Origin of the sequence: Streptococcus sp. 27098_8_113 (assembly GCF_041432545.1) — a bacterium.
Taxonomy (GTDB): Bacteria; Bacillota; Bacilli; order Lactobacillales; family Streptococcaceae; genus Streptococcus.
Map to the genome: position 1 here is coordinate 1 of NZ_JAPVZU010000017.1, position 14,568 is coordinate 14,568.

Annotated in this window: 14 protein-coding genes, 11 tRNA genes and 1 riboswitch; all 25 genes read left to right on the forward strand. The window is 44.5% G+C overall.

Going from position 1 to position 14,568, the window contains the following annotated elements; genetic code table 11:
• Window positions 1-3 precede the first annotated feature (3 nt).
• The 25 genes from O3644_RS08965 (at window position 4) to der (ending at window position 14,542) form a co-directional block, all read left to right on the forward strand.
• Window positions 4-74 (forward strand) — tRNA-Gly (locus tag O3644_RS08965).
• Between the two features lie 34 nt (window positions 75-108).
• Window positions 109-182: transfer RNA gene (locus O3644_RS08970), tRNA-Ile, on the forward strand.
• 15 nt (window positions 183-197) lie between these two features.
• Window positions 198-269 (forward strand) — tRNA-Glu (locus tag O3644_RS08975).
• A gap of 8 nt (window positions 270-277) precedes the next feature.
• A tRNA-Ser gene (locus O3644_RS08980) sits at window positions 278-367 on the forward strand.
• Between the two features lie 13 nt (window positions 368-380).
• A tRNA-Met gene (locus O3644_RS08985) sits at window positions 381-454 on the forward strand.
• Window positions 455-457: 3 nt separating this feature from the next.
• Window positions 458-530 (forward strand) — tRNA-Phe (locus O3644_RS08990).
• 17 nt (window positions 531-547) lie between these two features.
• Window positions 548-628 (forward strand) — tRNA-Tyr (locus O3644_RS08995).
• A 6-nt stretch (window positions 629-634) separates the two neighbouring features.
• Window positions 635-705 (forward strand) — tRNA-Trp (locus O3644_RS09000).
• Between the two features lie 12 nt (window positions 706-717).
• Window positions 718-790: transfer RNA gene (locus O3644_RS09005), tRNA-His, on the forward strand.
• Between the two features lie 16 nt (window positions 791-806).
• Window positions 807-878 (forward strand) — tRNA-Gln (locus O3644_RS09010).
• 7 nt (window positions 879-885) lie between these two features.
• Window positions 886-969, forward strand: a tRNA-Leu gene (locus O3644_RS09015).
• 186 nt (window positions 970-1,155) lie between these two features.
• Complete coding sequence (locus O3644_RS09020) at window positions 1,156-2,148, forward strand: ATP-binding cassette domain-containing protein (protein ID WP_048765837.1); 993 nt, start codon at window positions 1,156-1,158, stop codon at window positions 2,146-2,148.
• 1 nt (window position 2,149) lies between these two features.
• Entirely contained in the window at window positions 2,150-2,968 is an 819-nt protein-coding gene (locus O3644_RS09025) for an ABC transporter permease (RefSeq protein WP_371595533.1), read from the forward strand.
• 1 nt (window position 2,969) lies between these two features.
• Entirely contained in the window at window positions 2,970-3,755 is a 786-nt protein-coding gene (locus O3644_RS09030) for an ABC transporter permease (RefSeq protein ID WP_048765842.1), read from the forward strand.
• Between the two features lie 208 nt (window positions 3,756-3,963).
• Entirely contained in the window at window positions 3,964-4,374 is a 411-nt protein-coding gene (locus O3644_RS09035) for a GNAT family N-acetyltransferase (protein ID WP_371595534.1), read from the forward strand.
• Window positions 4,375-4,449: 75 nt separating this feature from the next.
• Window positions 4,450-4,752 carry a cell division protein ZapA gene (gene zapA / locus O3644_RS09040; RefSeq protein ID WP_125372347.1) on the forward strand — a complete coding sequence of 101 codons (303 nt, stop codon included), beginning with the start codon at window positions 4,450-4,452 and terminating at the stop codon, window positions 4,750-4,752.
• Complete coding sequence (locus O3644_RS09045; RefSeq protein WP_371595535.1) at window positions 4,752-5,303, forward strand: CvpA family protein; 552 nt, start codon at window positions 4,752-4,754, stop codon at window positions 5,301-5,303. Before zapA ends, O3644_RS09045 begins: the two co-directional genes overlap by 1 nt.
• Before the next feature lie 69 nt (window positions 5,304-5,372).
• Complete coding sequence (locus O3644_RS09050) at window positions 5,373-7,706, forward strand: endonuclease MutS2 (protein ID WP_371595543.1); 2,334 nt, start codon at window positions 5,373-5,375, stop codon at window positions 7,704-7,706.
• Window positions 7,707-7,799: 93 nt separating this feature from the next.
• Entirely contained in the window at window positions 7,800-8,114 is a 315-nt protein-coding gene (gene trxA / locus O3644_RS09055; RefSeq protein ID WP_371595537.1) for a thioredoxin, read from the forward strand.
• 167 nt (window positions 8,115-8,281) lie between these two features.
• Window positions 8,282-8,371: riboswitch (glycine riboswitch) on the forward strand.
• A 90-nt stretch (window positions 8,372-8,461) separates the two neighbouring features.
• Window positions 8,462-9,793: a sodium:alanine symporter family protein gene (locus tag O3644_RS09060; protein ID WP_061422246.1), complete on the forward strand. Its 1,332-nt coding sequence runs from the start codon at window positions 8,462-8,464 to the stop codon at window positions 9,791-9,793.
• A 148-nt stretch (window positions 9,794-9,941) separates the two neighbouring features.
• Entirely contained in the window at window positions 9,942-10,415 is a 474-nt protein-coding gene (gene nrdR, locus O3644_RS09065; protein WP_005591110.1) for a transcriptional regulator NrdR, read from the forward strand.
• A gap of 6 nt (window positions 10,416-10,421) precedes the next feature.
• A complete protein-coding gene (locus tag O3644_RS09070) occupies window positions 10,422-11,576 on the forward strand; it encodes a DnaD domain protein (protein WP_048765855.1) in 1,155 nt (384 codons plus the stop codon).
• On the forward strand, window positions 11,577-12,476 hold the full coding sequence (gene dnaI, locus O3644_RS09075) for a primosomal protein DnaI (protein ID WP_048765856.1): 900 nt from the start codon (window positions 11,577-11,579) through the stop codon (window positions 12,474-12,476).
• Complete coding sequence (locus tag O3644_RS09080) at window positions 12,473-13,189, forward strand: NADPH-dependent oxidoreductase (protein WP_048765858.1); 717 nt, start codon at window positions 12,473-12,475, stop codon at window positions 13,187-13,189. The genes dnaI and O3644_RS09080 overlap by 4 nt, the downstream gene beginning before the upstream one ends.
• Window positions 13,190-13,231: 42 nt before the next feature.
• Window positions 13,232-14,542, forward strand: a complete 1,311-nt coding sequence (der, locus tag O3644_RS09085) for a ribosome biogenesis GTPase Der (protein WP_048765864.1) — start codon at window positions 13,232-13,234, stop codon at window positions 14,540-14,542.
• Window positions 14,543-14,568: the final 26 nt, after the last annotated feature.

A 14,568-nucleotide genomic window follows, 5' to 3' on the forward strand; every position in this document is an offset into this window, starting at 1 on the left:
CAAGCGGGTGTAGTTTAGTGGTAAAACTACAGCCTTCCAAGCTGTTGTCGCGAGTTCGATTCTCGTCACCCGCTTTGAACGGAAGTTCATACCAAGTTTTTATAACTTGGGCGCGTAGCTCAGGTGGTTAGAGCGCACGCCTGATAAGCGTGAGGTCGGTGGTTCGAGTCCACTCGTGCCCATTTAAATAGTAATATGGTCCGTTGGTCAAGGGGTTAAGACACCGCCTTTTCACGGCGGTAACACGGGTTCGAATCCCGTACGGACTATATATTTTGGAGGATTACCCAAGTCCGGCTGAAGGGAACGGTCTTGAAAACCGTCAGGCGTGTAAAAGCGTGCGTGGGTTCGAATCCCACATCCTCCTTAGATTAGAATATCGCGGGATGGAGCAGCTAGGTAGCTCGTCGGGCTCATAACCCGAAGGTCGTAGGTTCAAATCCTGCTCCCGCAATTTGGCTCGGTAGCTCAGTTGGTAGAGCAATGGATTGAAGCTCCATGTGTCGGCGGTTCGATTCCGTCTCGCGCCATATATCTTTAGAATTTCGGAAGGGTAGCGAAGAGGCTAAACGCGGCGGACTGTAAATCCGCTCCTTCGGGTTCGGGGGTTCGAATCCCTCCCCTTCCATGCTTAACGGGCATAGTTTAAAGGTAGAACTAAGGTCTCCAAAACCTTCAGTGTGGGTTCAATTCCTACTGCCCGTGTTTTGGAATATGGCGGGTGTGGTGAAGTGGTTAACACACCAGATTGTGGCTCTGGCATGCGTGGGTTCGATCCCCATCACTCGCCTATTTCTTTTGATTATTGGGGTATCGCCAAGCGGTAAGGCAAGGGACTTTGACTCCCTCATGCGTTGGTTCGAATCCAGCTACCCCAGTTACTTTGCCGGCGTGGCGGAATTGGCAGACGCGCTGGACTCAAAATCCAGTGTCCGCAAGGACGTGCCGGTTCGACCCCGGCCGCCGGTATAGTAATTAAGACAAGGTTTTCGGACCTTGTCTTTTTTTACCAATTTTTATTTTTGGGTTATTTATAATTTCTTATGTTATGCTAGATCGTCTGATTTTTTGCTTTTTTCTTTATTTTGTGCTAAAATAGGCTGCTTATTTGTATTGAGAAATGACTTACCGAAGACTTTCTAAAGGGAGAAATATATGGCAATGATAGAAGTAGAGCATCTTCAGAAAAATTTTGTGAAGACGGTTAAGGAACCGGGATTGAAGGGGGCTTTGCGCTCCTTTATTCATCCTGAAAAGCAGACCTTTGAAGCGGTCAAGGATTTGACCTTTGAGGTGCCCAAGGGGCAGATCTTAGGCTTTATCGGGGCCAATGGTGCTGGAAAGTCAACAACCATTAAAATGCTGACAGGAATTTTGAAACCGACATCTGGTTTTTGTCGGATTAATGGCAAGATTCCGCAGGATAATCGCCAAGACTATGTCAAAGATATTGGGGTTGTCTTTGGACAACGTACCCAGCTATGGTGGGATTTGGCTCTGCAAGAGACCTACACGGTCTTGAAGGAAATTTATGATGTGCCAGACTCGCTCTTCCATAAGCGTATGGACTTTTTGAATGAAGTTTTGGATTTGAAGGACTTTATCAAGGATCCCGTGCGGACTCTTTCACTTGGTCAACGAATGCGAGCAGATATTGCGGCTTCCTTGCTTCACAATCCCAAGGTTCTCTTTTTAGATGAGCCGACTATTGGTTTGGATGTGTCGGTCAAGGATAACATTCGTCGGGCCATCACCCAGATCAATCAAGAAGAAGAAACAACCATTCTCTTGACCACTCACGACCTGAGCGACATTGAGCAGCTCTGTGATCGGATTTTCATGATTGACAGGGGGCAGGAGATTTTTGATGGGACGGTGAGCCAGCTCAAGGAAACCTTTGGCAAGATGAAGACTCTTTCCTTTGAATTGGTGCCAGGGCAAAGTCACCTCGTCTCTCACTATGAAGGCCTACCTGATATGACCATTGATAGACAAGGAAATAGCCTCAATATTGAATTTGATAGTTCCCGTTACCAGTCGGCCGATATTATCAAGCAAACCCTGTCTGATTTTGAAATTCGCGATTTGAAGATGGTGGATACGGATATTGAGGATATTATCCGTCGCTTCTACCGAAAGGAGCTCTAAGATGGTCAAATTGTGGAGACGTTATAAACCCTTTATCAATGCAGGGATTCAGGAGTTGATTACCTATCGAGTCAACTTTCTTCTTTATCGGATTGGCGATGTCATGGGTGCTTTTGTGGAATTTTATCTCTGGAAGGCTGTCTTTGATTCCTCGCAGGAGTCTTTGATTCAGGGTTTCAGTATGGCTGATATCACCCTCTACATCATCATGAGTTTTGTGACCAATCTCTTGACCAGATCGGATAGCTCCTTTATGATTGGTGAGGAGGTCAAGGATGGTTCCATTATCATGCGTTTGTTGAGACCAGTGCATTTTGCGGCTTCTTATCTTTTCACAGAGCTTGGCTCCAAGTGGTTGATTTTTATCTCTGTTGGACTGCCATTTTTAAGTGTGATTGTCTTGATGAAAATTTTATCTGGGCAAGGGGTTGTAGAAGTGCTAGGATTAACCATCCTTTATCTCTTTAGCTTAATCCTAGCCTACCTGATCAACTTTTTCTTTAATATCTGCTTTGGATTTTCAGCCTTTGTCTTTAAAAATCTATGGGGTTCCAATCTACTCAAGACTTCTATAGTGGCCTTTATGTCTGGAAGTTTGATTCCCTTGGCTTTCTTTCCTAAGGTGGTTTCAGATATTCTGTCCTTCTTGCCTTTTTCATCTTTGATTTATACTCCGGTTATGATCATTGTTGGGAAATACGATGCCAGTCAGATTCTTCAAGCACTCTTGCTACAGTTCTTCTGGCTCATAGTGATGGTGGGCTTGTCTCAGTTGATTTGGAAACGGGTCCAGTCATCCATCACCATTCAAGGAGGTTAGTATGAAAAAATATCAACGCATGCATCTGATTTTTATCAGACAATACATCAAGCAAATCATGGAATACAAGGTGGATTTTGTGGTTGGTGTTTTAGGTGTCTTTCTGACCCAAGGTCTGAATCTCTTGTTTCTCAATGTCATCTTTCAACACATTCCATCCCTAGAAGGCTGGACCTTTCAAGAGATTGCCTTTATCTATGGATTTTCCTTGATTCCCAAGGGACTGGACCATCTCTTTTTTGACAATCTCTGGGCGCTAGGTCAACGCTTGGTGCGAAAAGGAGAATTTGACAAGTATCTGACTCGTCCCATCAATCCGCTCTTCCACATCCTAGTCGAGACCTTTCAGATTGATGCCTTGGGCGAACTTTTGGTTGGTGGAATCCTTCTGGCGACAACGGTCACCAGTATTAGCTGGACCTTTCCTAAATTCTTGATTTTCCTAGTTTGTATTCCTTTTGCGACCTTGATTTATACTTCTTTGAAAATCGCGACAGCCAGTATCGCTTTTTGGACCAAGCAGTCAGGCGCCATGATTTACATTTTCTATATGTTTAATGACTTTGCCAAGTATCCGATTTCCATTTACAATTCCCTACTTCGTTGGTTGATTAGTTTTATCGTGCCTTTCGCTTTTACGGCCTACTACCCTGCCAGCTATTTCTTGCAGGGCAAGAATGGACTTTTTAATATCGGTGGTTTGATTCTGATTTCCCTTGTTTTCTTTTTCATTTCCTTGAAACTATGGGACAAGGGCCTAGATTCCTACGAAAGTGCTGGTTCGTAATGGGAATATATAAAGTGTGAGATTTATATAGAAAGTCTATGAATAAGGGATCAATTAGATACAGTATAAAGACAAGGTATTTTGCCTTGTCTTTTCTGTTATAATGTAAGGTATCTATCTTTCAATTTTTTCTTTTGGAATGAATAAAGTCTACTTATCTTGCTAAAATGGTAGAATAGATTTAAGATTTGATAAGAAGGAGAGCCTAATGAAATTGAGATTGGAAAATAAAGAATCTGAACGTGTCCAAGAACTTGGAAATTTAATTCGAGCTTATAATCGCTCTAAACGGGAAGCTTCAACAAGTGAGCCTCTCAATATCTTTATCGAAGATGAGGACGGAAATTTAATGGGCGGCCTAGTAGCCGAAACGTTTGGTTATTGGCTTGAAATTGAGTATTTATATGTGAGTGAGGCTTTACGAGGGCAAGGGCTTGGCTCGGATATTTTGCAAAGGGCGGAAGAGGAAGCTCGTGACAGGAAGTGTAAGTATTCATTTGTGGATACCTTTCATTTTCAAGCGCCAGATTTTTATAAAAAGCATGGCTATGAGGAAGTGTTTAGATTAAAAGAATATCCTTATACAGGTGAGCGATATTATTATACGAAAGAGTTATAATTTATCAAAGGATAGATAGCAGATTTCTACCTGACAAATGTAGCGATTTTTGGTATAATATCATGAGGTGATTTTATGGCAAATTTGAATAGATATAAGTTTACATTTGGAAACAAAACCTTAACTTTAACAACAGAACACGACAATCTTTTTATGGAAGAAGTGGAGCGGGTTGCCAAGGAAAAATATAAGGCCATTAAAGAGCAGATGCCTGCGGCAGATGATGAAGTCTTGGCCATTTTGTTGGCGATTAATAGTTTATCTACCCAGCTCAGCCGCGAGATTGAGTTTGATGATAAGGAAAAAGAATTGGAAAGCCTTCGTCACAAAATGCTTAGCGAATTAAGAGAAAAGTCAGCTAATACAGGGGAAAGATAGTGTTTGCGATTATTATTTTACTAATATTAGCTTGGAGCTTTTATATTGGCTACTCGCGTGGGGTTGTTCTGCAGGGTTATTATGCTGCTATGACGATTGTATCCATGCTAGTGGCTGGAGCTCTATATCAGGGCTTGGCTAAGTCCATCAGCTTGTGGGTGCCCTATGCTAGCGCTGTTAAAGGAAGCTCGACTTATTTCTTTGCAAGTTCTCAACTTTTCCATTTGGATAAGGTTTTTTATGCGGGGCTGGCTTATCTTCTTGTTTTCAGTCTTGTTTATATAGTAGGCCGCTTTTTGGGGATTTTTGTAAATTTAATTCCCTATCCGAATAAGTGGGATACGAAAGCTTTTAATATGGTCAGTGGGGCTATTGCGGTCTTCATCTCACTCTTTGTCATCGAGATGGGACTGACTATTTTAGCTACTGTGCCTATGTCCTTTATCCAAGAACGCTTAAATTCGAGTTTGCTGATTCGGTTTATTATCAATCACACGCCTGTAACTTCATCCATTTTACATGACCTTTGGGTCACAAAAATTATCGGATAATTAAGACTCAGTTGCTCTGTAGCTGAGTTTCTTTTTCAGTTTAAATCATATAGAAATAGAATGAACATGATGAATCATAAAATTTTAGAAACTTTGGAATTTGATAAAATTAAGGAGCTTTTTTCTCCCTATCTGCTGACTGAGCTGGGAGAGTTGGAGTTGAAGCAGCTCCAGCCAAACAATAAAAAAGAATCAATTGCTGCTGCTTTTTTGGAGATGTCCGATATGCGGCAGATTTTTGTGCAGCATCCGCACTTTAGTTTGGGAGCCATTCAGGATATTAGGGGCTTGACCAAGCGCCTAGAGCTGGATAGTGACCTGAATATTGAGGAGTTTTTAGCCCTCAAGCGGGTCTTGGCTGTGACGCATGAGCTGGTATCTTTCCACGAGGACTTGGAAAATGTCCAATTGGAGCGTTTGGATCGCCTTTTTAACAATCTAGTAGAGTTTCCTAGTATTCAGGGAAGCCTGCAAGCTATCAATGATGGGGGCTTTCTTGAGAGTTTTGCTAGTGAAGAGTTGAGTCGTATTCGCCGGAAAATCCAAGAAAATGAAGTCCAGGTTCGGGATATTCTGCAAGAAATTCTCAAAACCAAAGGTGATATGCTGGCAGACCAAGTGGTGGCCAGTCGGAATGGCCGTAATGTACTACCTGTGAAAAATACCTACCGTAACCGTATTGCGGGTGTCGTTCACGATATTTCGGCCAGCGGAAGTACGGTTTACATTGAGCCGCGGGCGGTGGTCAATCTCAATGAAGAGATTGCCAGCAGTCGGGCAGACGAGCGCTATGAAATTCAGCGGATTTTGCAGGCTATGTCGGATATGATACGGCCTCATGCGACTGAAATTGCCAACAATGCTTGGATTATCGGGCATCTGGATCTGGTGCGTGCCAAGGTCCGCTTCATGCAAGAGACGGGAGCGGTGGTGCCAGACCTGTCAGAAGAGCAGGATATCCAACTACTCAGTGTCCGCCATCCCCTGATTGAAAATGCGGTGGCTAATGACCTGCACTTCGGGCCAGATTTGACAGAGATTGTCATTACCGGTCCTAATACGGGTGGTAAGACCATCATGCTGAAGACCTTGGGGCTGGCTCAGATCATGGCCCAGTCAGGTCTGCCGATTCTGGCGGACAAGGGCAGTCGCGTCGGGATTTTCAGTCAGATTTTTGCAGACATTGGTGATGAGCAGTCGATTGAGCAGAGCCTGTCGACTTTCTCCAGTCACATGACTAATATCGTCTCTATTTTAGAGCAGGTTGATAGCAAGAGTTTGGTCCTGCTGGATGAGCTGGGAGCTGGGACTGACCCGCAAGAAGGAGCAGCTCTGGCGATTGCTATCTTAGAAGATTTGCGGCTAAGGCAAATCAAAACCATGGCGACGACCCACTATCCTGAGCTCAAAGCCTATGGGATTGAGACGGATTGGGTGGAAAATGCCAGCATGGAATTTGATACAGATAGTTTGCGGCCGACCTATCGCTTTATGCAGGGAGTACCTGGCCGCTCCAATGCCTTTGAAATCGCTCGGCGTTTGGGCTTGTCGGAAGTTATCGTTGGCCACGCCCAAGAGCAGACCGATACAGACAGTGATGTCAATCGGATCATTGAGCGCCTGGAAGAGCAGACGTTGGAAAGCCGCAAGCGCTTGGATAATATCCGCGAGGTGGAGCAGGAAAATCTCAAATTTAACCGAGCCCTCAAAAAACTTTACAATGAGTTTAACAGAGAAAAGGAAACCGAGCTCAATAAGGCACGGTTGGAAGCCCAGGAAATCGTGGATATGGCGTTAGCGGAAAGTGAGAGCATTCTCAAAAATCTCCATGATAAGTCCAGTCTCAAACCGCATGAGATTATCGAAGCCAAGGCCCAGCTTAAAAAGTTGGCACCAGAAACGGTTGATTTATCAAAGAATAAGGTGCTCAAGCAGGCTAAGAAAAATCGGGCGCCCAAGGTGGGAGATGATATCCTAGTCACCAGCTATGGTCAGCGGGGAGCCTTGGTCAAGCAGCTCAAGGACGGACGCTGGGAAGCTCAGGTCGGTCTTATCAAGATGACATTAGAAGAGCAGGAGTTCAACTTACTCAAGGCTGAAAAGGAGCAGCAACCTAAGCGCAAGCAGGTCAATGTGGTCAAGCGAACCAATACCAATGGTCCAAGAGCCAGACTGGATCTGCGTGGCAAACGCTACGAAGAGGCCATGGAAGAGCTTGATGCCTTTATCGATCAGGCCCTCCTTAACAACATGGCTCAAGTGGACATTATCCACGGTATCGGAACGGGTGTTATCCGTGAAGGAGTAACTAAATACCTCCGTCGAAACAAGCAGGTCAAGTCCTTCGGTTATGCCCCGCAAAATGCTGGTGGCAGCGGTGCGACGATTGTAATCTTTAAGTAGGGAAGAATCGAGTACTCCGTAGCAAATATTTTCTTTTCCTCTGGGTTTGGTGTACAATAATATCAAAAGTAAGCTATTCAAAGGAGAAGATTTATGGTAGCAGCAGTTACAGATGCAACATTCGCTGAAGAGACAAAAGACGGACTGGTTCTGATTGACTTTTGGGCAACTTGGTGCGGTCCATGCCGTATGCAGGCGCCTATCTTGGAGCAGTTGGCAGGAGAAGTTCATGAGGACGAATTGAAAATCCTCAAAATGGATGTGGATGAAAATCCAAATACTGCCTGTGAATTCGGCATTATGTCCATTCCTACCCTTCTGTTCAAGAAAGACGGTCAAGTCGTTAAGCAAGTAGCTGGTGTTCATACGAAGGAGCAACTGAAGGCGATTTTGGCAGAATTAAGTTAAGAAAGAAGCCTTAGGCTTCTTTTTGTGTTAAAAAACGTTTACATGTTTAAAGTTTGTTATAAAACATTGACAAAAACCGAATATTATTTTAAAATAATAGAAAATTTAGAATAGACACCGAATGAAGTTTTTCAGAAATAAGTGTTTGAGCCTTATGACTGTGAAATGGACGGAACTCTGGAGAGACCATGATTGGCACCGAAGGGGCAAGGCAGGCAACTGCTCAAACTCTCAGGTAAAAGGACAGAGCAAGGGAAGGGCAGGAAACGGTCGTTCTCAGGCATCCAGAGTACATGTTTACACATGTACTTTTCTTTTTCTCGGTGTGGAAAAGGAGCAGAAGATTTATGTTGAAATTGTTGAATCAAATTGATTCTCTGGTCTGGGGGCCTCCCCTCTTAATTTTATTAGTTGGAACAGGGCTTTATCTGACACTTCGTCTGAGGTTGCTACAGATTTCGCGCCTTTCTCGCGCCTTTCGCTTAATTTTTGTTTCCGGTGAGGATCATCATGGAGATGTGTCTAGCTTTGCAGCTCTTTGTACAGCATTGGCAGCCACGGTTGGCACGGGGAATATTATCGGTGTAGCGACTGCCATAAAAGTTGGTGGACCGGGCGCCTTATTTTGGATGTGGCTAGCAGCTTTCTTTGGAATGGCAACCAAGTATGCCGAAGGTTTATTAGCAATCAAGTATCGTTCTAAGGATGCTCACGGAGCCGTTGCTGGTGGTCCCATGCATTATATCCTATTAGGAATGGGCGAAAAATGGCGTCCGCTGGCTATCTTCTTTGCTGTAGCGGGTGTCTTGGTGGCTCTTTTAGGGATTGGAACCTTTACGCAGGTGAATTCCATTACAGAAGCTATGCAGAATACCATTCAGTTGCCTCCAGCTGTGACTGCCTCTATCTTGGCTATTTTGGTGGCTCTAGTTATTTTTAGCGGTATTCAGTCGATTGCTCGAGTGTCGACCAAGGTTGTGCCTTTTATGGCGGCTATTTATATCTTGGGGACTGTGACTGTATTAGCAGTCAATATAGATCGTTTGCTGCCAACTCTTCAGCTAGTCTTTAGTTCTGCCTTTAGTCAGACAGCTGCTGTTGGTGGCTTTGCTGGTGCAACCATCCAGATGGCGATTCAAAATGGGGTTGCGCGCGGGGTATTCTCCAATGAATCTGGTCTAGGATCAGCACCTATTGCTGCAGCAGCAGCCAAGACCAAGGAGCCTGTCGAACAAGGATTGATTTCTATGACGGGAACCTTTATTGATACTCTGATTATTTGTAGTCTGACAGGATTGACAATTTTAATCACAGGAGTTTGGGATAGCAATCTCAATGGTGTGTCCTTGACTCAGGCAGCCTTTGCGACTGTCTTTGCTAATTTTGGTCCAATCCTTCTATCCGTTTTTCTAGTTCTGTTTGCTTTTACCACTATTTTAGGCTGGAACTACTACGGTGAGCGCTGCTTTGAGTTCCTGTTTGGTGTCAAATATATTCGCTTGTACCGAATTATCTTTGTTGCTATGGTGCTCTTAGGGGGCTTTATTGAGCTAGAAGCAGTTTGGGTCATTGCCGATATTGTCAATGCCTTGATGGCCTTGCCAAATCTGATTGCTCTTTTGGCCTTATCTCCGGTTATTATTGCTGAGACCAAAAAGTATTTTGACAAGAAGGGCTGAGTTTCCATTTGCTGGATTTTTGAAAGAAGATTTTCTTGCTAAAGCTGCTTTGCCAGCTTTAGTTTTTTTATGGCTGGGAAATCTCTCGTCTTTTGTTATTGGTCAAAACATGGTATAATGAAGTATTAAGATTCTAGGAGGAAATGACATGCGTTGTCCCAAATGTGGCGGAAGCAAATCAAGTGTGGTTGACAGCCGGCAGGCAGAAGATGGAAATACAATCCGTCGTCGCCGTGAATGCGAGGAATGCCAGCATCGTTTTACAACTTATGAGCGCGTGGAAGAAAGAACCCTAGTCGTTGTCAAAAAAGATGGGACGCGTGAGCAGTTTTCTCGGGATAAGATATTTAATGGAATCATCCGCTCCGCTCAGAAGCGTCCGGTCTCAAGTGACGAGATCGAAGAATTGGTCAATCGGATTGAGCAAAAACTTCGCAGTCAGAGCGAAAATGAAATTGCTAGCGAATATATTGGCTCTCTGGTCATGGATGAGCTGGCCGAGCTGGATGAGATTACCTATGTCCGTTTTGCCAGTGTTTATCGGAGTTTTAAGGATGTTGGCGAGCTGGAAAGCCTTTTGAAGCAGATTACCAAGGGTTCTAAGAAGAAAAAGGAAAAATAAGGGCTTATGAAACCAAATGATCATTTTTCTTTCTTGTCTAATAACCAGGTCAGTCAGGATATGAGCGGGCTGACCCGTTATTATCTACCTATTGTGGGCAAGGATGCAGTGGCGCTTTATCTTTATCTGGTTTCTTTTTGGGATAACGGAGCTCAGCAGCGACTTTTCAGCCATATTTTAAATCATCTTGATTTTGGTATGGAAGTGTTGGAGAGGAGCTTGGAACGTCTATCAGCTATTGGCTTGCTAGAGCTTTTCCAGACGGAGACGGGATTTTTCATCCGACTCTATCCAACCTTGTCCGCTGAGGACTTCTTTGCTCATCATGTGTACAGTAGTCTTTTGGAGAAAAAGATTGGTCAGGCGGCGGTAGATAAGCTACGACCGGAAAATCCAGCTGGACAAAAAATCGGTGCTTCTTTTAGCCAGATTTATGGCATGGAAGAGGTCGGTCCGACGAGAACCAGTCGCCAGAATGATTTTGACTTGACGCATTTTAAACAGAGAATGGCTCAGGATGGCTTGCGTTTTGCGGATGAAAAATCGGATCTCTTGGACTTGTTTGCTATTGCGGAGCAGAAGAAATGGACTTGGTATGAGACCTATGTCTTAGCGCGTGAAACAGCTGTGTCACATGTGATTTCGACGAAACGGATGCAGCAAAAGATTCAGCAAAAACCAGTTTCGGGAGATTTTTCTCCGCAAGAGCAGTCTATTATCCGTGAGGCTAAAAGCAAGCAGCCACTACTCTTTTTGGCAGAAATCAAGAAAACCCGTCAAGCGGCCATTACGCGTAGTGAACGGAAGCTGATTCAGGATTTGGCAGAGATGGGACTGTTGGATGAAGTTATCAATATCATCCTGCTATTGACTTTTAATAAGGTTGATTCGGCCAACCTCAATGAGAAGTATGCCCTCAAGGTGGCCAATGATTTTTCTTATCAAAAGGTGACTTCGGCTGAAGAGGCAGTCCTGAAAATCCGTGAGCGTAATCAGCAGACGAATAGTCGTCCTGCGCAAGTCAGCCCAACTGCTTCTAGAAGCAATGTGCCGAACTGGAGTCAGCCAGATTACAAGAATGAAACCAGCTTAGAAAAACAAGCGGAACTAGAAGAGCAAAAAAGAAGACTTTTAGCAAGACTGGAAGAGGGAGGCGATTAAATGGAAAAAATAGGACAGGCAATGCCTCATATGAATAAGGTGAAGCAGTTTGATTATCAAAAATTGGTCCAGCAGATTTTAGCCGATCCAGATATCGCTGCCTTTATCAGTCGAGAACAACTGTCTCCAACTGAAATTCAGCGGAGCATTTCTAAGTTCAATCAATACATTACCGAACGAGATCGTTTCCTGCTAGAAGATCAGAACTATATTGCTAAGGGTTATAAGCCAATTTTGGTGAAAAATGAAGGCTATGCGGATGTTGCCTATGAGGAAACACCTGAGTTGATCGAGCAGGAGAGACAGGAAGCGATTAGAAACCGTCTCAACCTCATCAATCTACCCACCAGTCTAAAAGAAGCTAGTTTGGCCAAAGTAGACTTAGACGATGTCGGTCGTTACAAGGCTTTTGAACTCTTGACCAGTTTTGTTGCGGACTTTCCTAATTATCAAAAGGCTGTTTATCTCTACGGAGATTTCGGCGTGGGTAAGAGTTACATGATGGCTGCTCTGGCGCATGATTTGTCAGAAAAACGCAGTGCTTCAACGACTCTGCTTCACTATCCGAGCTTTGTTTTGGATGTTAAGAATGCTATCAGTTCTGGTTTAGTCAAGGACAAGATTGACCAAGTCAAGACAGCTCAAGTGCTGATTTTGGACGATATCGGTGCAGAGCAGTCTAGCCCCTGGATGCGCGATGAGATTTTGCAGGTCATTCTCCAGCACCGTATGCAGGAAAATATGCCAACTTTCTTTACTTCTAACTTTAGTTTTGCGGATTTAGAGCGTCACTTTGCCAGCTCTAAGAATGGCGATGAGACTTGGCAGGCCAAGCGGGTTATGGAGCGGATTAAGTTTCTGGCTCAAGAAGTGCATCTAGAAGGAGAGAACCGTCGATGAATGAAACAATTAACTTGATGAAGGCTCATACGTCTGTTCGGCGCTTTACGGAAGAGCTGATTTCAGCTGAAGAACTGCGTTCTATTATCGATGCTGGGCGGGCTGCTTCCAGCTGGAAGAACTTCCAGTCCTATTCGATCATTGTGGTGCGAAGCAAAGAGAAAAAAGAAGCCCTCTTTGATTTGGTTCCCCAAGAAGCCATTCGGCAGGCTTCGGCCTTCCTGCTTTTTGTTGGCGACCTCAATCGTGCTCAAAAGGGCGCTCAATTGCACACGGATGGTTTTTACCCTGAAGGAACAGAAAATCTCCTGATTAGCTCGGTAGATGCTGCTTTGGCAGGACAAAATACCCTCTTAGCAGCTGAAAGTCTGGGTTATGGCGGCGTTATTATTGGTTTAGTTCGCTATGAAGCTTCAAAAATAGCTCAGCTCTTTAATCTGCCAGACTATACTTATCCAGTTTTCGGCATGGCTTTAGGAAAGCCTAATCAAAACCATGCTGTCAAGCCACGTCTGCCTTATGAAGCGGTGGTCTTTGAGGAAGAATACTGTGAGCAACTCAGCTCAGTCATCGAGGCCTATGACCGTGTGCAGGCTGAGTATGCTGGTGAGCGGGCACAGGATACTTGGAGCCAGCGTTTGGCAGCCCAATTTGGTCAGGAGCCGAATCAAGCGATTGACCAACTGTTCAAAGAAAAGAAATTAGAAAAATAAGGCGGAGCTCAGCTCTGTCTCAAAGAATGAAAGAGGAAAAACATGGCTTTACCAACTATTGCCATTGTCGGCCGTCCCAATGTCGGCAAGTCAACGCTATTTAACCGGATTGCGGGTGAGCGGATTTCCATTGTCGAAGACGTGGAAGGGGTTACTCGTGACCGAATCTATGCGACGGCAGATTGGCTGAATCGTAAGTTTAGTATCATTGATACGGGCGGAATTGATGATGTTGATGCGCCTTTTATGGAGCAAATCAAGCATCAAGCTGAGATCGCTATGGACGAGGCTGATGTCATCGTTTTTGTCGTGTCCGGCAAGGAAGGCATCACTGATGCGGACGAGTATGTGGCTCGGATGCTTTATAAGACTCACAAGCCGATTATTTTAGCGGTTAATAAAGTGGATAATCCTGAAATGCGCAATGAAATCTATGATTTCTATGCACTGGGCTTGGGAGATCCATTCCCAGTCTCTTCTGTCCACGGGATTGGTACAGGGGATGTTCTGGATGCTATCGTTGAAAATCTTCCACATGAGGAAGTGGTTGAAAATCCTGATATGATTAAGTTTAGCTTGATTGGCCGTCCTAATGTCGGCAAGTCTAGCTTGATCAATGCCATCTTAGGTGAGGATCGGGTCATTGCCAGTCCAGTGGCTGGTACCACGCGCGATGCTATTGATACGGTCTTTACGGATAGTGAAGGTCAGGAATTTACCATGATCGATACGGCTGGTATGCGCAAGTCAGGCAAGGTCTATGAAAATACAGAGAAATACTCTGTTATGCGGGCAATGCGGGCGATTGATCGCTCAGATGTCGTTCTGATGGTGCTTAACGCCGAAGAAGGAATTCGTGAGTACGACAAGCGAATCGCTGGCTTCGCCCATGAAGCAGGAAAAGGAATGATCATCGTCGTCAATAAGTGGGACACGCTGGAAAAAGACAACCATACCATGAAAGACTGGGAAGAAGATATCCGCGACCAGTTCCAGTACTTGTCTTATGCGCCGATTATTTTTGTCTCTGCCCTGACTAAGCAGCGCCTCCATAAGCTGCCAGACATGATTAAGCAAATTAGTCAGAGCCAGAATACCCGTATTCCATCAGCGGTGCTCAATGATGTTATCATGGATGCCATCGCGATTAATCCGACACCGACTGACAAGGGCAAACGCCTCAAGATTTTTTATGCGACTCAAGTGGCGACAAAACCGCCGACCTTTGTCATCTTTGTCAACGAAGAAGAGCTCATGCACTTCTCTTACCTGCGTTTCTTGGAAAATCAAATCCGCAAGGCCTTTGTCTTTGAGGGAACACCGATTCACTTGATTGCAAGGAAGCGGAAGTAGGACTTGCTTCGGACTGTTTATAAAGA